General features: G+C 70.3%; 14 protein-coding genes and 2 tRNA genes. 8 read left to right on the top strand and 8 right to left on the bottom strand.

Features of this window, described 5'->3' with window-relative positions:
• Positions 1–25: 25 nt before the first annotated feature.
• The 3 genes from BLR21_RS08255 to purH are packed head-to-tail and all read left to right on the top strand — an operon-like array spanning position 26 to position 3,768.
• Positions 26–1,528, top strand: coding sequence for a cell division protein PerM (locus BLR21_RS08255; RefSeq protein WP_256334557.1), 1,503 nt, complete (start codon positions 26–28; stop codon positions 1,526–1,528).
• 45 nt (positions 1,529–1,573) lie between these two features.
• Complete coding sequence (gene purN / locus BLR21_RS08260) at positions 1,574–2,191, top strand: phosphoribosylglycinamide formyltransferase (RefSeq protein ID WP_090005240.1); 618 nt, start codon at positions 1,574–1,576, stop codon at positions 2,189–2,191.
• Entirely contained in the window at positions 2,188–3,768 is a 1,581-nt protein-coding gene (gene purH, locus BLR21_RS08265; protein WP_090005241.1) for a bifunctional phosphoribosylaminoimidazolecarboxamide formyltransferase/IMP cyclohydrolase, read from the top strand. Before purN ends, purH begins: the two co-directional genes overlap by 4 nt.
• A 52-nt stretch (positions 3,769–3,820) precedes the next feature.
• Here purH and BLR21_RS08270 read toward each other — a convergent pair whose 3' ends face one another.
• Positions 3,821–4,540 (bottom strand): hypothetical protein, encoded by a 720-nt coding sequence (locus BLR21_RS08270; RefSeq protein WP_143027655.1) that lies wholly within the window; start codon positions 4,538–4,540, stop codon positions 3,821–3,823.
• A 224-nt stretch (positions 4,541–4,764) separates the two neighbouring features.
• Here BLR21_RS08270 and BLR21_RS08275 point away from each other — a divergent pair, with 224 nt between their 5' ends.
• The 3 genes from BLR21_RS08275 to BLR21_RS08285 are packed head-to-tail and all read left to right on the top strand — an operon-like array spanning position 4,765 to position 10,406.
• The gene (locus BLR21_RS08275; protein ID WP_176929536.1) at positions 4,765–5,559 is read left to right on the top strand and encodes a hypothetical protein; all 795 of its coding nucleotides are present in this window, start codon (positions 4,765–4,767) and stop codon (positions 5,557–5,559) included.
• Positions 5,556–7,058, top strand: coding sequence for a DNA polymerase Y family protein (locus BLR21_RS08280; RefSeq protein ID WP_176929537.1), 1,503 nt, complete (start codon positions 5,556–5,558; stop codon positions 7,056–7,058). The genes BLR21_RS08275 and BLR21_RS08280 overlap by 4 nt, the downstream gene beginning before the upstream one ends.
• Positions 7,059–7,118: 60 nt before the next feature.
• Positions 7,119–10,406 carry an error-prone DNA polymerase gene (locus BLR21_RS08285; RefSeq protein WP_090005243.1) on the top strand — a complete coding sequence of 1,096 codons (3,288 nt, stop codon included), beginning with the start codon at positions 7,119–7,121 and terminating at the stop codon, positions 10,404–10,406.
• A gap of 1 nt (position 10,407) precedes the next feature.
• Here the strand turns inward: BLR21_RS08285 and BLR21_RS08290 are convergent.
• The 3 genes from BLR21_RS08290 to BLR21_RS08300 form a co-directional block, all read right to left on the bottom strand.
• Positions 10,408–10,479, bottom strand: a tRNA-Asn gene (locus BLR21_RS08290).
• A gap of 97 nt (positions 10,480–10,576) precedes the next feature.
• Positions 10,577–10,648, bottom strand: a tRNA-Arg gene (locus BLR21_RS08295).
• Between the two features lie 250 nt (positions 10,649–10,898).
• Complete coding sequence (locus tag BLR21_RS08300) at positions 10,899–11,462, bottom strand: dihydrofolate reductase family protein (protein WP_090005244.1); 564 nt, start codon at positions 11,460–11,462, stop codon at positions 10,899–10,901.
• Between the two features lie 74 nt (positions 11,463–11,536).
• Between BLR21_RS08300 and BLR21_RS08305 the strand changes: the two genes are divergently transcribed.
• Positions 11,537–12,112 carry a TetR/AcrR family transcriptional regulator gene (locus tag BLR21_RS08305; protein ID WP_090005245.1) on the top strand — a complete coding sequence of 192 codons (576 nt, stop codon included), beginning with the start codon at positions 11,537–11,539 and terminating at the stop codon, positions 12,110–12,112.
• On the opposite strand, the gene BLR21_RS08310 is transcribed toward BLR21_RS08305, so the two are convergent.
• Genes BLR21_RS08310 through BLR21_RS08320 form a run of 3 tightly spaced genes read right to left on the bottom strand, consistent with a single transcriptional unit; the run spans position 12,109 to position 14,181 of the window.
• On the bottom strand, positions 12,109–12,402 hold the full coding sequence (locus tag BLR21_RS08310; RefSeq protein WP_090005596.1) for a DUF3017 domain-containing protein: 294 nt from the start codon (positions 12,400–12,402) through the stop codon (positions 12,109–12,111). The two genes, BLR21_RS08305 and BLR21_RS08310, sit on opposite strands and share 4 nt — an antisense overlap.
• A 13-nt stretch (positions 12,403–12,415) precedes the next feature.
• Positions 12,416–13,264 (bottom strand): bifunctional methylenetetrahydrofolate dehydrogenase/methenyltetrahydrofolate cyclohydrolase, encoded by an 849-nt coding sequence (locus BLR21_RS08315; RefSeq protein ID WP_090005246.1) that lies wholly within the window; start codon positions 13,262–13,264, stop codon positions 12,416–12,418.
• On the bottom strand, positions 13,261–14,181 hold the full coding sequence (locus BLR21_RS08320; protein ID WP_256334558.1) for a DMT family transporter: 921 nt from the start codon (positions 14,179–14,181) through the stop codon (positions 13,261–13,263). Before BLR21_RS08320 ends, BLR21_RS08315 begins: the two co-directional genes overlap by 4 nt.
• A 138-nt stretch (positions 14,182–14,319) precedes the next feature.
• Between BLR21_RS08320 and BLR21_RS08325 the strand changes: the two genes are divergently transcribed.
• A complete protein-coding gene (locus BLR21_RS08325) occupies positions 14,320–16,980 on the top strand; it encodes a TNT domain-containing protein (RefSeq protein ID WP_090005248.1) in 2,661 nt (886 codons plus the stop codon).
• Here BLR21_RS08325 and BLR21_RS08330 read toward each other — a convergent pair.
• Entirely contained in the window at positions 16,966–17,565 is a 600-nt protein-coding gene (locus BLR21_RS08330; RefSeq protein ID WP_420843864.1) for a pentapeptide repeat-containing protein, read from the bottom strand. The genes BLR21_RS08325 and BLR21_RS08330 overlap by 15 nt on opposite strands.
• Positions 17,566–17,597: the final 32 nt, after the last annotated feature.

A 17,597-nucleotide genomic window follows, 5' to 3' on the forward strand; every position in this document is an offset into this window, starting at 1 on the left:
GGCCTGACACAGTGGAGAAGTGCCCGTGCTGCAACGCGATGTGACCCGTGAGGTCAACACCGTGCGCCCACCGGAGTTCTCGCGGTCCGAACGCATGCGCGTGCTCGTCGCCGCCGCGGTCGGATCGGTGGTCGTCGGATACGCCGCGGTCGCCGCGGTCCTCGCGCTGGTCTCCGCGACCGCCACGTACGCCGACTTCTCCACGTCGGGTGTGCTCAGCGCCGCCGCGCCCGCCTGGCTGGCTGCGCACCACGTGCCGTTGCGCTTCGACTCGGGCCAGCTCGGCGTGCTGCCGTTGCTGCCAACCGCGTTGCTGATGCTGCTGGTCGGCCGCACCGCCGCGGGTACCGCCGACCGCCTGGGGCTTTACGAACCGCTGCAGGTCCGTGGTGTCGTGCTCAGCATCGCCGCATCGCACGCGATCGTCGGTGGCGCGATCGCGCTGGTGATGGGCGACGGGGTCGTACGCACCACACCGGCCGTGGCGTTCTTCGGCTGTGCGGCGGTCTCCGGTCTTGCGGCCACCATCGGTGTCGCCCGCCGATGCGGCTTGTACGAGGTGGTGTTCGACAAGCTCGACCCGGTGGCGCTGCACGGGCTGCGCGCTGGCTTCATGGCGTTGTTCGCGCTGGTCAGCATCGGTTCGCTGGCGGTGGCGGCCGGTCTCGCGGCCTCGTGGCCGCGCACCAGCGAGCTCTTCGCGGGGGCCGGTCCGTCGTTCGGTGTGGGCCTCGGCGTGTTCCTGCTGTGCCTCGGCTATCTGCCGAACGCGATCATCGCGGGCTTCTCGTACGTCGTGGGCGCCGGGTTCTCGATGGGCGGGGTCGAGGTCTCGCCGCTGCGGTTCGTCGGTGGCCAGGTGCCGCCGGTGCCCCTGCTGGCGGCCATGCCGGAGAACGAGTTCCTGTGGAGCCCCGCCGTGCTGGCGGGCGGTGCGGTGATCGGCGTGCTGGTGGGCTGGACCTGCCGCAAGGTGTCCGACCGGCCGACCTCGCGGGTGCGCGCGGTGCTGGTGGCCGCGATCACGGCGGGCGTGGGCAGCCTCGTGCTCGCCGCGACGGCCGGTGGACGGCTGGCGGGCGGCGCGTTCGACCCCGTGACGGTGCCGGCCGGCCTGCTCGCGCTGCTCGTGGCGCTGTGGGTGCTGGTGCCGGGTGCGCTGGTGGCCTGGCTCGCCGGCAGCCGCCGGAAGGTCGTGGCGGTGGACGGCGCCGCCGAGTTCGTCGAGCCGGACTACGACGAGGAGACCGCCGACCCGGACGTCGTGTTCGAGGACGACGAGCTCACCGACCAGTTCGAGCAGCTCGAAGTCGTGGACTCCGACGAGTTCGAGGTCGACGAGGATCTTGACACCGACGACTACTACGACGAGGACGACGAGCCCGAAGACGTTGAGGGCGAAGAGGAAGACGACGCCGAACCGGAAGCGGAAGAGGACCTCGGCGAAGAAGAGGACCTTGATTCGGAGTTCGACGAAATGCTCGGCATGGAGCCCGAGGAGGACCTGGACGGCAAGCCGGGACGGTGACGTCATAGGCTGCTCCTGAGCTGCTGCAACGACCAGGAGTAGACGCTGAGCACCGAACTTCGGCTTCCCACACCGGCGCGCGTCGTCGTACTCGTCTCCGGTTCCGGAACCCTCATGCAGGCGTTGCTGGACGCCGACCTGCCCATCGAGGTGGTCGCCGTCGGCGCCGACCGCGAGAACATCGAGGGCCTCAAGCGCGCCGAACGCGCGGGGGTGCCCCACTTCGTCGTGAAGCTGCGCGACCACGCCGACCGCACGGCCTGGGACGCGGCGCTGACCGAGGCGGTCGCGTCGTACGAGCCCGACCTGGTCGTGTCCGCCGGCTTCATGAAGATCATCGGCGAGCAGTTCCTCGCCCGCTTCGGCGGCCGGATGATCAACACCCACCCCGCGCTGCTGCCGGCCTTCCCCGGCGCCCACGCCATCCGTGACGCGCTGGCCTACGGCGTGCACGTCACCGGATCGACGGTGCACCTGGTCGACGCGGGCGTCGACACCGGGCCGATCCTCGTGCAGGAGGCCGTGGTCGTCGAACCCGGCGATACCGAGGACACCCTGCACGAACGCATCAAGGTCGTCGAACGCCGGCTGCTCGTCGAGACAGTCGGCCGGCTCGCCCGCGAGGGCTGCACCGTGAACGGACGAAAGGTGAGCATTCCGTGACCACTCCTGCCGAGAGGCGACCGGTCCGCCGGGCCCTGATCGGGGTCTCCGACAAGGCCGGCCTGCTGGAACTGGCCACCGGCCTGCACGCGGCCGGAGTCGAGATCGTGTCCACCGGCGGCACCGCGAAGGTGCTGGCGAACGCGGGCGTCCCCGTGACGCCGGTCGAGCAGGTCACCGGGTTCCCCGAGTGCCTCGACGGCCGCGTGAAGACGCTGCACCCGCGCGTGCACGCCGGTCTGCTGGCCGACCTGCGCAAGGACTCGCACGTCCAGCAGCTGCGCGAGATGGACATCGCGCCGTTCGATCTGCTGGTCGTGAACCTGTACCCGTTCACGCAGACCGTCGCCTCGGGTGCTTCCCAGGACGAGTGCGTCGAGCAGATCGACATCGGCGGCCCCGCGATGGTCCGCGCGTCGGCGAAGAACCACGCGAACGTCGCGGTCGTCGTCGACCCGGCCCGCTACGACTGGGTGCTGGAGAACGTCCGCGAGGGCGGCTTCACCCTGGCCGACCGTCAGCGCCTGGCCGCCGACGCGTTCCGCCACACCGCTTCCTACGACGTGGCAGTGGCTTCGTGGATGGGCAACCAGCTGGCGCCCGCTGAAGACGCTGTCGAGGGCTCCGACTTTCCTGTCTGGGTCGGCGCGACCTGGAACCGGTCGAACGTGCTGCGCTACGGCGAGAACCCGCACCAGAGCGCCGCGATCTACACGCAGGGCGACGGCCGCACCGGCCTGGCGTCGGCGAAGCAGTTGCACGGCAAGGAGATGTCGTACAACAACTACCTCGACGGCGACGCCGCCTGGCGTGCCGCGTGGGACCACGAACTGCCGTGCGTCGCGATCATCAAGCACGCCAACCCGTGCGGCATCGCGGTGTCCGAGCTGAGCATCGCGGACGCGCACCGCAAGGCGCACGAGTGCGACCCGGTCAGCGCGTTCGGCGGCATCATCGCGGCGAACCGCGAGGTCACCGTGGAGATGGCCGAGTTCGTCTCGGAGATCTTCACCGAGGTCGTCATCGCTCCGTCCTATGCGGACGGTGCGGTCGAGGTGTTGCAGCGCAAGAAGAACGTGCGCATCCTCGTGGCCGAGGCGCCCTCCAGGGCCGGCGCCGAGATGCGCCCGGTGTCCGGCGGCCTGCTGCTGCAGCAGCGCGACGCCATCGACGCCTCCGGTGACTCGCCCGAGAACTGGACGCTCGCGTGCGGCAAGCCCGCGGACGAGAAGACGCTGGCGGACCTCGAGTTCGCGTGGCGCGCGATCCGCGCGGTGAAGTCGAACGCGATCCTGCTGGCGAACGACGGTGCCACCGTCGGCGTCGGCATGGGCCAGGTCAACCGGGTCGACTCGTCGCACCTCGCGGTGAAGCGCGCCGGTGAGCGGGCCAAGGGCGCGGTCGGTGCCTCCGACGCGTTCTTCCCGTTCCCGGACGGCCTCGAGGTGCTGCTGGAGGCCGGCGTGCGCGCGGTCGTGCAGCCCGGCGGTTCGGTGCGCGACCCCGAGGTCATCGCCAGGGCCGAGCAGGCGGGCATCACGCTCTACCTGACGGGCACGCGTCACTTCGCCCACTGAGCCTCGTTGCTGAGAAGAGCGCCGCTTCCGTCGGGGGAGCGGCGCTTTTTCGTCAGAGCTTCGCGACCATCTCCTCGGCCATGCCCCTCGCGGCGGCTTCGAGCTCCGCGACGTCGGGCTTGGCGTTGGTGAAGATGCCCGCGTCCCAGCCGGAGAGATCGACCTCGACGACGGCGTCACCCTTGCGCACGATGATCGAGATCTCGGTGAACGCCGACTTCGTCTCCACCAGCACGGCCGTGGCCTCGTCACCGAGCCCTTCGAGCGGCTTCTGCTGCGGTGTGCCCTGGTTGTTGGCCATGTTCTGCGCGACGACCCGGTCGAAGTCGGTCTCCGCCTGCTCCTGCCCGCTGGAGACGTAGACGTTGCTGCTGCGCACACCGGAGCCGTCGACGCCCTTGGTCTGGTTCCACGAGCAGCTCGTGCGCGTGCCTTCCGACAGTTTCGTCTCGCGTGAGCCCAGGCCGTTCGGGTTCGTCGTGCGCGCCTTGGCGAGCGCGGCCTCGGAGATGTTGCCGCACATCGAGGGCAGCTTGTCGGCGCGCTTGCTGGTGCCGCTGTCCTTGTTGACGTCGAGGTACAGCACGAGCCCCGTGATGACGCCGGCGAGCACCAGCACCCCGGCGACGAGGCCGACGACCAGCGGTGCCTTGCTCTTCTTGGGTGGCTGCGGAGGACCCCAGCCAGGCTGCTGCCAGCCTGGCTGTTGCTGTTGCGGCCAGCCCTGCTGCGGTGGTTGCCGATGCCAGCCGTGCGGAGGTGGTTGGTTCACTGTTTCCCCAGTTCCCAGTAGCGCTGAAGGCACCGTAGATGACCTTCCGGACGCGTGTGACCGTGTCCACCAAAAGGGTGACGCCCCGGCGTTGACAGAAGGGTGTGTCCACGCGCTACGATCATCTCGTTCGTTCGAACAGGAGTTCGAATAAGCAAGTCGCCGAACTTCCCTCGGCGGTCGTGCACAGGGGTGCGCACGGTCCGTGACGGGAGGTGGGTGGAGTGTCCAGGTCGGCAACGGCGTCGTTGGCCGCGCTCGGGGTGAACCCGGCCAGCGAGCTGACCAGCACCACCACCGACCATGCCACGGGGCGGGTCCTGCCGGTTCGCGGGGAACTGGCGGGCCTGCTCCCGTGGGGCGGCTTGCGGCGGGGCAGCACGGTGTCGGTGGGCGGATCGACATCGTTGCTGCTCGCCCTCCTGGCGGGCGCGACCGCCGACGGCTGCTGGGCCGCCGTGGTCGGCCTGCCCCAGATCGGGGTGCTGGCCGCGGCCGAACTGGGCGTGGCGGTGCAGCGCCTGGCGCTGGTCCCACGTCCGGGTTCCGATCCGGGCCCGGTCATCGCGGCCCTGCTCGACGGCATGGACCTGGTGGCCGTCGCCTGCCCGCTACCCCCCTCACTGGCTCGCCGCCTGACGGCCCGCGCCCGCCAGCGCCGCGCCGTGCTCATCGCCTGCGGCACCTGGCCGTCGGCCGACGTGGCGCTGACCGCGGAGTCCGTGAGCTGGAACGCCCTGGACGACGGCGCGGAAACGTTGCGGCGTCAGCAGATCACCGTGCGCAGCGGCGGCCGTGGCTCGGCCGGGCAGGCCAAGCACGCGTTGCTGACGTTCGGTGCGGAAGAGATCGAGCTCCCGCTGGTGGCCGGTGGACCGGCCCGCTCCGACGAGCCGGCTGATGCCGGTCCGGGCCGGGCCGACGAACTGGCCGCCAAGCGGGCGGACAGTGCCGCCGTGAGGCGGACGGAGGCGGTCGAGCGCCTGGTCAGGCTGGCGCGGAAGGGCCCGCCGGCATGAAGGACACGCGTCTGCTCGCGGTCTGGTGCCCCGACTGGCCCGTCATCGCCGCCTGCGCCGCCACCGGCACCGCCCCGCACGTGCCGGTGGCGGTGGTCGACGGCAACGAGATCGTGTCCACCTCGGCCGTGGCGCGCAAGGAGGGGATCCGGCGGGCCATGCGCAGACGCGCGGCCGAGGCGATGTGCCCGGAGCTGATCACCTTCGAGCACGACCCGCAGCGCGACGCCCGGTTCTTCGAGCCGGTGGCGGAGGCCGTCGAGGAGCTCGCGCCCGGCATCGAGGTCGTGCAGCCCGGCCTGGTCGCGGTGCCGGCACGGGGCCCGGTCGGCTACTTCGGGACCGCCGAGCAGGCGGCCGAACGGATCGTCGACCACGTCGCGAGCCGCACCGGGACGGAGGCGCAGGTCGGCGTGGCCGACAGTCTGTTCGGGGCCACGAAAGCCGCGCACCGCAACGTGATCGTGCCACCGGAGCGGACCGCGGAGTTCCTCGGACCGCTGGGAGTGCACGAACTCGACGCCCCGGAGCTGGTCGACCTGCTCAGGAGGCTCGGGCTGAAGACGCTCGGCGCGTTCGCGGAGGTGCCGGAGAACGCGGTGGCGTCCCGGTTCGGCGGGCCGGCGACGAGGCAGCACCGGCTGGCGCGCGGGTTGCCCGAACGTCCGCTCGACAAGCGCAGGCCCGCGCCGGAGCTGGCGGTCACCGAGACCTTCGACGAACCGGTCGAGCGGATCGACGCGGCAGCGTTCGCCGCGAAGATCCTCTCGGAACGGCTGCACGAGAACCTCGCGGCCCGCGGTCTCGCGTGCACGCGGCTCGGCATCCACGCCCGCACCGAGAACGACGAGGAGCTGGGCCGGGTGTGGCGGGCCGCGGAACCGCTGACACCGAGGGGGATCGCGGACCGGGTGCGCTGGCAGCTCGACGGCTGGCTCACCCGCGAACGCCTCACCTCCGGCATCCGCACGCTCACCCTCGAACCGGTCGAGGTCGTCAACGGCACCGCGCTCCAGCTCGGGTTGTGGGGCCACGACGACGAACGCGCGGTGCGGGCGTTGCTGCACGTCCAGGGGTTACTCGGCCCGGACGGCGTGCTCACCGGGGTCATCGACGGCGGCAGGGGACCGAAGGAGCAGGTCAGGCTCGTGCCGTGGGGTGACGAGCGAACCCCGGCCGCGCACCCGGACCACCCGTGGCCCGGCCGGCTGACCAGGGCGCCCGCGACGCTCGCCGACGACCCCGCGGAACTGAAGGACTCCGAAGGTGCGGAGGTCGGCGTGACCGGCAGGCTCGAACTCACCGCGAAGCCGAAGAACCTGACCGTCAGGGGAAGAACGCGCGAGATCACCGCGTGGGCCGGGCCGTGGCCGGTCGACGAGCGGTGGTGGGCGCCGGACCCGCACCGGGCCGCGCGGATCCAGGTGCAGACCAACGACCAGGCGTTCCTGCTGATCCGCAGGGACCAGAGGTGGTTTCTGGAAGGGGTGTACGACTGATGCACGACGAGTACTGGGATCTGCTGGAGACCCTGATCCCGTTGCCGCGCAGGGAAGCCGATGGGCTGGAATAACCCACCGGTCCGCTGGCGGGAGCTGGAACGGGCGCTGTCCGGCAAGCCCTACGAGCAGAAACCCGACGGCGGCGACGGTCCGGGGTGGGGAAGACACCGCGACCGCTACGCCGCCCCACCGGGTTTCGCGCTGCACGCGGACGAGATGGCGGCCACCCGCAAGCGCGTCCCGTACGCGGAGCTGCACTGCCACTCCAACTTCAGCTGGCTCGACGGCGCGAGCCACCCCGAGGAACTGGTCGAGGAGGCGCAGCGGCTCAAGCTCGACGCCATCGCGATCACCGACCACGACGGCATGTACGGCGTCGTGCGGTTCGCCGAGGCGGCCAAGGAACTGGGCATGCACACGGTGTTCGGTGCCGAGCTGAGCATCGGACTGAGCAAGCCCGCCAACGGCGAACCGGATCCCGAGGGCGACCACCTGCTTCTCCTGGCACGCCAACAGGACGGCTACCACGCGCTGTGCCGCACGCTCACCACCGGCCACCTCGACGACAACGCCGAGAAGGGCAAGCCCGTCTACGACATCGACCAGATCGTCGCCGACACCAAGGGCGACGTCGTGGTGCTCACGGGCTGCCGCAAGGGAACCGTGCGCCGGGCGCTGGTGAGAGAAGGCCCGGAGGCGGCGTTCGAGGAGATCGTCCGGCTCACCGACCTGTTCGGCAAGGGACGCGTCCACGTCGAGCTGACCGACCACGGCCTGCCCGAGGACAGCCGGCGCAACGACATCCTCAACGCGATGGCGCAGAAGCTGCAACTCCCTGTCGTGGCAACGAATGCGGTGCACTACGCGACCCCGAGCCGTGGCAGGCTGGCCGCCGCGATGGCCGCCGTGCGCGCACGAAGCAGCCTCGACGACATGGCGGGCTGGCTGCCGCCGTCACCCGCCGCGTTCCTGCGCAGCGGTGAGGAGATGTTCCACCGGTTCCGCCGTTTCCCCGGCGCCGTGCACAACGCCGCGTTGCTCGGCATGCAACTGGCGTTCGACCTGCGGCTGGTCGCGCCGAAGCTGCCGCCGTTCGACGTGCCGCGCGGCCACACCGAGATCACCTGGCTGCGCGAGCTCACCTACGAGGGCGCGCGGCAGCGGTACCCCGACAATGACGAGAAGGCGTTCCGGCAGATCGAGCACGAACTGAGGATCATCGAACAGCTCGGCTTCCCCGGCTACTTCCTCGTCGTGCACGACATCGTGGACTTCTGCAAGCGCAACGACATCCTCTGCCAGGGCAGGGGCAGCGCGGCGAACTCCGCGGTGTGCTTCGCGCTCGGCATCACCAACGTCGACGCGGTCCGCTTCGACCTGCTCTTCGAACGGTTCCTCGCCCCCGCCCGCGACGGCCCGCCCGACATCGACGTCGACATCGAGTCCGACCGGCGCGAGGAGGTCATCCAGCACGTCTACGCGAAGTACGGCCGCAGGCACGCGGCGCAGGTCGCGAACGTCATCACCTACCGCGCCCGTTCCGCGGTGCGTGACATGGCCCGCGCGCTCGGCCACTCGCCGGGCCAGCAGGACGCGTGGAGCAAGCAGATAGACAGGTGGGGGCCGCTCGGCACCACCACCGACGACTGCGACATCCCGCGGGACGTGCTGGAACTGTCCGCGCAGCTGGAGAACTTCCCGCGCCACCTCGGCATCCACTCCGGCGGCATGGTGATCTGCGACCGCGCCGTCAGCGAGGTGTGCCCGGTGGAGAAGGCACGCATGGACAAGCGCACGGTCCTGCAGTGGGACAAGGACGACTGCGCGTCCATCGGCCTGGTGAAGTTCGACCTGCTCGGCCTCGGCATGCTCTCCGCGCTGCACTACGCCATCGACCTCGTCCGCGACCACGAGGGCGTCGACGTCGACATCGGCCGGCTCGACCTCAACGACCAGCGCGTCTACGAGATGTTGCAGAAGGCCGACTCGGTCGGTGTCTTCCAGGTGGAGAGCCGCGCGCAGATGGCGACGTTGCCGCGCCTGAAGCCGCGCGAGTTCTACGACCTGGTCGTCGAGGTCGCGCTGATCAGGCCGGGCCCGATCCAGGGCGGCTCGGTGCACCCGTACATCCGGCGCCGCAACAAGCAGGAGGAGTGGGACTACGACCACCCGTTGCTGGAGAACGCGCTCAAGAAGACCTATGGCGTGCCGTTGTTCCAGGAACAGCTCATGCAGATCGCGGTCGACGTGGCCGGCTTCACCGCCGCCGAGGCCGACGAACTGCGCCGCGCGATGGGCGCCAAGCGTTCGACCGCCCGCATGGAACGTCTGCGCGACCGCTTCTACGAGGGCTGCGCCGCCCAGGGCATCAACGAGGAGCTGGCCGGGCGCATCTACGCGAAACTGCTGGCGTTCGCCAACTTCGGCTTCCCCGAGTCGCACGCCCTGTCGTTCGCGCACCTGGTGTTCGTGAGCGCGTGGTTCAAGCTCTACCACCCGGCGGCGTTCTGCGCGGCCCTGCTCCGAGCTCAGCCGATGGGCTTCTACTCGCCGCAGTCGCTGGTGATCGACGCCCGCCGCCACGGCGTGACGGCACACGGTCCGTGCGTGAACAGGTCGCTTCCCTGGGCGGGCCTGGAACCGTTCGAGGGCAAGAACGCCGTCCGCATCGGTTTGTCCGCCGTCCGCGGCATCGGCGACGCTGATGCCGAGCGGATCGTTGCCGCGCAACCGTTCCGCGACATGGAGGACTTCGGCACCCGAGTGCAGCTCACCGCGGCCCAGGTGGAGGCTCTCGCCACGGCGGGCGCCTTCTCCTGCTTCGGTCTGGAACGCCGCGAGGCGCTCTGGGCGGCCGGCGCGGTGGCCGCGATCCGGTCCGATCGCCTGCCCGGCACCGTGGTCGGCGTCGACGCACCCGCGTTGCCGGGCATGGACGACGTCGAACTGGCGGTGGCGGACGTCTGGGCCACGGGCCTGTCCCCGGACAGCTTCCCCACCCAGTTCGTCAGGTCCACTTTGGACTCGATGGGTGCGTTGCCGGTGGACGCGCTCGCCTCGGCCGAACCCGGCACACGGGTGCTGATCGGCGGCGCGGTGACACACCGGCAACGGCCGGCGACGGCGGGCGGCGTCACGTTCCTCAACATCGAGGACGAGACGGGAATGGTGAACGTCGTGTGCTCGCCGGGGTTGTGGGCCCGGTACCGGCGGGTGGCGCGCGGCAGTGGCGCGATGCTCGTGCGCGGCGTGGTGGAATCGGCCGACGGCGTGGTCAGCCTGCTGGCGGACCGGTTGCAGCACCTGGATCTGCGCATCCCGTCGAAGTCACGGGACTTCCGCTGAGTTCCCCTGCCAGGATTCGAACCTGGTCCTCCCGCGTAACAGTCGGGCGTGCCGCCGCCAGCACTTCAGAGGACTGGAACAAGTCGCTTTTCCGTCGGATGCCCGCGAGTCGAACGCGGTGTGTCCTCATCCCAAATGAGGTGGGTTGCCGTCTCCCTCGCACCCGTGAGTACCCCTGCCAGGAGTCGAACCTGAATCTCGGCGTTCGTAGCGCCGCACTCTCTCCATTGAGCTACAAGGGCAAGAATTGAAATGCACGGCAAACAAAGAGAGCCGCCCTGATCGGTTTCCCGATGGGCGGCTCCCTGAGTGGCCTTGATGCTCATGCCACTACAAGGAGCTCACCTGCGAGAACGGTCGCGAGGAGCGCACGCAGGCGACGACGCTGCTGAATCGCAGGCCTCGCATCTCCCGGCTCGTCATGACTGTCCCCTTCGGCTTGGTATGTGGCACAAGTATTACGGCGGGCACTGCCTGCCGTCAATCAATTTCTTAAACGCGGTCGTAAGTCATGAACGAAACTCCGCTCTCGAACAGCCGCGCATCCGTGCGCTGGAACTTCCTGATGTCGGCTTTTCCGTCGAACAGCGGGATACCACGCCCGAACACCACGGGGTGGATCTTGAGCAGCAGCCGGTCGATCTCGGGCAGCAGTTCGGCGGCCAGCTTGCCGCCGCCGCACAGCCAGACGTCGAGGCCGTCCTCCGCCTTGAGTGACCGCACGCGGCCGAGGACATCGGAGCTGATCACCTCGACTTCGGACGGGGTGTCGGTCACCCGGGTGGACACGACGAACTGGCGCAGGTGCGCGTAGGGCGAGGCCAGGCCGCCGGGGACCTGGTAGGTGTGGCGGCCCATCAGGACGGTGTCGAAGTGCTGGTTGGGCGCGTCCGCCAGGCCGAACGGCTCGCGGAGCTGGGTGGGCAGCGTCTCCGGGTAGTGCGCGTTGATGCCGGCCATGTGGTCGCCTTCGAAGATGAACCCGTCGAAGGTCCCGTCCTCGGCCGCGATGAAACCGTCGAGCGTGACGGCGACGTAGTACACGAGCTTTCGCAAAACAGACCCCCTGAGTTGTGTTCGAACCACGACAACTGTAGTACTATGCCCGTAGTGGTTGTCGAGGAGGCGGCGTGGTCCGGAACGAGGCAAGGCGCACGGCACTGCTGGACGCGGCGATCGACGTCCTGGCGCAGGAGGGCGCGCGGGGGCTGACGTACCGCGCGATCGACGCGAAGGCGGAGGTGCCGGCGGGCACGGCGTCGAACTACTTCGCGAACCGCGACGAGCTGATGTCGGCGGTGATGACGAGGGTGCACGAGAGGCTCATGCCATCCGACGAGTCGGTGGCGGAGTCGCTGGCGCACCCGCGTGACAAGCGGCTCACGGTGAAGTTCATGCACGACATCATCAAGCGGGCGGACGCCGACAAGGCCTGCTACCTCGCGATGATGGAGCTGCGGCTGGAGGCCACGAGAAGGCCGGAGATCCGCAAGGCGCTCACGAGGACGATCGCCGACAACATCGAGGCCAACGTGGCGTTCAACGAGGAGTCGGAGCTGCCGGGCGACCGGATGACCGTCGTCTCGCTGTACTTCGCGATGACGGGACTGATCTACGAACGGCTGACGCTGCCGGACGTGGTGGCCACCATGGACCTCGACGAGCTGGTCGAGGTCATGGTGAACCGCGCTATCGGCCCGAACTAACGGCTCAGCGGGCCGCCGGTGATCGTCAGTGCGACGGCGATCACCACGACGCCCAGCGTCGAGTACAGGAACGCGTCCATGCCGCGGCCGCGGATCTTGATCAGACCCGCCTGCTCGTCGGTCACGAGGATCCGCAGCACGGCCGCGACCAGCAGCGACACGCCGAGCAGTACGGCGCCCTGCCGCCAGTGGTACTGGAAGATCCGTACCAGCCCGAGCGCGCCGACCCCGAGCACCAGCGCGAACGGCAGGTGCTTCGCGGGGCCCGAGCGCCAGCGCTGTTCCGGCATGAGCGCCTCGGCGTCAGACCGCTGCATGAGCGCGCTCGGCGGCTTCGACGGTGTTGGTCAGCAGCATCGCGACCGTCATGGGGCCCGAGCCGCCGGGGATCGGGGCGAGCCAGCCGGCGACCTCGCGGACCTCGGGGGCCACGTCGCCGACCAGGCCGGCCTCCGTGCGGGTGATGCCGACGTCGACCACGGCCGCGCCCGGCTTGACCATGTCCGCGGTGATCAGGCCGGGGCTGCCGGCACCGGCGATCACGATGTCCGCCCGGCGCACCTCCGCCGCGAGGTCCTTGGTGCCGGTGTGGCACAGCGTCACGGTGGCGTTCTCGGAGCGGCGGGTCAGCAGCAGGCCGATCGGGCGGCCCACGGTGACACCGCGGCCGATCACGGTGACGTTCGCGCCCGCGATCGGCACGTCGTAGCGGCGCAGCAGCTCCACGATGCCGCGCGGCGTGGCGGGCAGCGCGGCCTCCTCGCCGAGCACCAGCTTGCCGAGGTTGACGGGGTGCAGGCCGTCGCCGTCCTTGGCCGGGTCGACGCGCTCCAGGATCGCGTTCGCGTTCAGGTGCTTCGGCAGCGGCAGCTGGACGATGTACGCGGTGACCTCGGGGTTCGCGTTCAGCTCGTCGATGACGGCTTCCAGTTCCTGCTGCGTGATCGTCGCCGGCAGGTCGCGCCGGATCGACTTGATGCCGACCTTCTCGCACGCCCTGTGCTTGCCCTTGACGTACGAGTGCGAGCCGGGGTCGTCGCCGACCAGCACGGTGGCCAGGCCCACGGAGCCGGGCAGCGCGGCTACCCGCGCCTTCAGGTCCTCGAACAGCGCGTTCCGGGTTTCGTTGCCGTTGAGCAGCGTCGCAGTCACGTCCTCATCTTCCCATTGGGCAGGGCCGCGACGCCCACCGACACCAGCGTCAGCACCACGCCGATCACCGTCGGCAACGCCAGGTGCCCGCTCACCGCGTCGAGCAGCACGGCCCCGATGAGCTGGCCGCACACCGCGCACAGCCCGACCATCAGCACGCCGATGAACCGCACCGACATGATCGCGCCACCCACGCCGACGATGCCCAGCAACCCGCCGAGGTACAGCCACCAGGCAGAGGGGAACGCGCCGGGCACGCCGTTCCACGTCACGGCGTTGACCAGCGACAACGCCACCGTGCCGACGCTGAAGTTCACCAGGATCGTCGCCATCGAGTGAGCCGCGGCCTCGCGCACCAGCCCGTTCACCGCCTGCTGCCAGCCCATCAGCAGGCCCGCGATCAGCGGCAGCACCGCGAGCCACAACGTGCCGGGCGACGTGAACTGGTGCGACACGGCGACAGTGACCGCGATAACACCGACGGCCGCTCCGGCGACACGTGTCTTCGTAAACGGCTTCGACTCGCCGGGACCGACCCCGAGGTTGTCCATGACCATGCTGCTCACGACCTGCCCGATCACGACCGCGACCGTGAACACCGCCACACCGATGGTCGCGACCGCGAGTCCCTGGGAGCCCACGAGCACCGCGCCGCTGATACCGCCGATGCACTCCCACCAGCGGATGCGGCGGCGGCGCAGCGCGTCCCGCAGTCGCGACAGGCCGTCCCGCCCGGACTGTCGCGTCAGGACCACCGCGAGCAGCACGAACCACCCTCCGGCGAAGGAGACCAACGCCGCCAGCAGGCCGTTGCCCAGTGATTGGGCGAGTGATCCGTTGACGCGCGCCTGGACCGCGATCGCCACTCCGCCCGCCGCCGCCAGCAGACCGCCGGTCACCTGCGCGGACCGCGTCACATGGCCTCCAGACAGGTGAAAGGTGTTCTTGATCAGCTTTAACCTTGCACGTCCACCACGTTATGGTCGTGCCTCCACCGTTCGGCGCAGTGGCGGGGGACGTGTGCGATCCGGCGAGTTGCGGGGGAAGATGTTGGCGTGTCCGAGCCGAAGCCGTTGAACCCTACCGAGCAGGACGCTCTGGTTAAGCAGATCGGCCTGACTCTGATGCGGGCCGCACCAGAGGACTGGCGCAGTGTGATCGCGCAGTACCGCGCCACCGGCCGGTACTTCGAACTGGAGGCCGAACTCAAGCTGCAGGACGGATCCAAGCGCGCGTGGCAGGTGCCCCAGGAGGTGGCCTCGCTGTTCGCGCGGCTGCGGGCCGGCATGCATCGCGAGGGCCGGGGCAGCTGGACCAACGCCAGGTACCAGCTTGATCACCCCTCCAGCTACAACCTCGACTTCGACCGCGCGGAGCCGAGCTGGCAGACGCCCCCGCCCCAGCAGGCGTACGTCGACGAGATGCGGTTCTTCCCGCGTGTCGAGGAGAACATCCCGGACTGGCTGCGCCGCAGGATGAACCCGCCGACGCCGGTGTTCCGCACGGCTCGTGTGTTCGACGGTGCCGGACCGAACGGCCGTCCGTCGGTCAACCGCCCGCCGGTGCCGGAGCCCGAGGTCGCGCCGCTGCTCGCGTACCTGTCGAACGCGCCGGTCGCCGTGGCCGGGCGCGGCTTCGACAACGACGTGCTGCACCCGGACGCGCCGCCGGTCGTGCCGTCCGGGTTCCAGACGGACGGTGTGTGGATCTGGCCCGCCGGGGTCTCGTACTACCTGCGCAAGTACGGCGTCCCGCCCGAGCCGGAGCTGGTCGAACGGGCGCGTGCCGCCGGGTTCGGCCTGCCCGAGGTCAGCGAGGAGTCGAGGCTCGGCGCCGCGGCGAACCTGGGCGCTCCCGCCGCGCCTCCCGGCACCGTCGTGCCGGCGCCGGTCGAACCGGAGCCGGAGCCCGCACCCGCGGCGGCCGCGACGCAGTTCGTCGCGGCCCCGAAGTTCGAGGCCGAGGACGGGCCGGAGGAGTACGACTTCGAGCCGATGTACCCCGAGCCGACCGCGGCCGAGGTGACGACCGTGCAACCGCAGGTCGCGCCGGAGCCCGTGGCCGACGACCCGGGCGAGACGCTCGCGGTGGCCGTGCCGCCGCTGGCCGGCGACGGTCCTCCCTACCGGGTCGTCTTCGACTCGGACGGCGTGGCGGACACGGTCGACGAGAGGACCCTGCGCGACACGTACGGCGCGGGCATGGACCTCTTCGCCCCGCACCCGAGCGAGCTCGCGGACGAGCCGGAGCCCGTGCGGCAGTCCGCACCGGAGATCGTCCGGCAGCCCGTCCGGGACGTCGCTCCCGAGCCGGTCGAGGAGTTCGTCGCCGAGGAGCCGAACGAAACGGCCGCCCTGGACGAACACGAAGACGTGGACGTCGCCGAGGAACCCGAGATCCCCACCGCAGGGCCGGACGAGCCGGTGCTCCTCACGCACCAGGCCGAAGCGGAACTCACGGACCACCTGGACGCCGAGACCGAGGAACGTCCGCGCGACCTCATGCAGGACACGATGGCGTGGAGCCCGGTCCTCGACGAGCCTCTGGAGAGCCCGGCCGAGGTCACCGAGGAGCACCCGGTCGTCCCCGCGGCCGAGGACGAGCCGGACCTCGCCGAGGAGGAGGTCGAGTCGACGACGTCGTTCGAGGCGGCGGTCGAGCCGGAGTTCGACGACAGGTTCGACCAGCGGCTCGACTCGCACTTCGAGCCGGAGCCGGTCGCGGAGCCCGAGATCCTGCCCGCCGCTCCCGCGCCCACGCGTTCCGAGGAGACCACCCAGTTCGACGCGGCGCTGTTCCAGGAGACCGAACCGGAACCGGAGCCCGAACCCGAGCCCGAACCGGAACCGGAACCGGTCAAGCCGCCGCGGCAGGTCACGCCGGAGGAGGACCGCGAACTGGCGGGCACCCGCCGTGCGCTGGACGACCTCAACGTGCCGCACGGCGTGTTCCGGATCGGCGGCGAGCCCGCCGACCGCACCTGGTCGCTGCGCCTCGACGGCGACAGCTGGGAGGTCAGCTGGTTCGACCACGGCCCCAAGAACCCGGTGCGGTTCGACAAGGTCGAGGACGCGTCGGCGTACCTGGTGGGCAGGCTGGTGCTGGGCAACTTCCGCACGATCCCCCCGCGGACGCCCCAGCCACCGCAGCGGCCGATGACCAACGGCTTCCGCGAGGAGCCGCGCCGTCCCGCTCCGCCGCAGCGCCCGCCGCTGCCACCGCAGGTGCAGGTCCCGCCCGCGCCGATGCCGGCACCGGCAGCCGCCCCGACGCAGGTGCAGCCGGTTCCGCCGCCACCCGCCCCACAGCAGGCTCCGGCGCTCTCGCCGGTCGCCGCCGCCGTGGCGCAGGAGGAACCGTCGAAGCGGAAGTTCCCGATCTCGCCGCTCGCGGGCGAGCCGCCGCTGACGTTGTTCCGCCACAAGCAGATGTTCGAACTGCCGGCGGGCACCGAGGTCGACCGCTACGGCGACCAGAGCGGCAACCTCGTCTACGTGGCGGGCACCCCGTTCCCGGAACGCAGCCTCGTGCCGTCGTGGATCAACCGCCCGTACCGCGTGTACCGGTTGCGCCGCCCGCTCGAGGTGCTGACCGGCGTGGCCGTGCCGTGGTTCGAGCAGCCGGGCGGCGGAACGGCCTACCTGCTGCCGAAGGCCGTCGAGGAGATGGTCGCCGAGGGAATCCTCGTCGAGATCACGGGATCAACCGACAACTAGTCCGTAGGCGGCCGCGAAAGCGATCGCCTGCTCGACGTCGATCAGGGCTCCGGCGAGCTTGGCTTGCCGGAGCCCGTTCGCGTCCACCTTCGCCCCGCGCAGGTCCGCGCCCTCCAGCTTGGCGTCGAGCAGCCGCGCGCCCAGCAGGTCCGCCTGGCTCAGGTCGGTGTTGCGCAGGTCGGCCTCGCTGAGGTTCGTCTCGCGGAACCGCTGACCGGCCAGCTTCAGGTCGTACAGCGGCGCCTTCGCGAACGACGCCAGCGTGAAGTCGACCTCGGTGAAGGTGACGGGCCGCAGCACGCAGTCGACGAAGTTCGAACCCATCAGGCTGCACGAGGTGAAGCTCGACCGGGTCAGGACCGTGCGGTCGAAGGTGCACTGCCGGAACGCCGTCGCGGTGTGCTTCGACTCGCCGAGATCCGTCCGGCTGAAGTCGCACCGGGTGAAGGTGCACCCCGCCGTGACGAGTTCGCGGAGGTCCGCCTCGGTGAAGTCGCAGTCGGTGAAAGACCGCTTCTCCCAGTGTTGTCCGTGCAGGTTCGCGTCGGCGTAGTCCTCGCCAACCTCTTCGACCAGGTTGTCCACTCTCACACTCTGCCATCGGGCACGTGTTGGTA

It is taken from the genome of Lentzea albidocapillata subsp. violacea (assembly GCF_900100275.1).
In the GTDB taxonomy this organism is placed as follows: domain Bacteria; phylum Actinomycetota; class Actinomycetes; order Mycobacteriales; family Pseudonocardiaceae; genus Lentzea; species Lentzea violacea.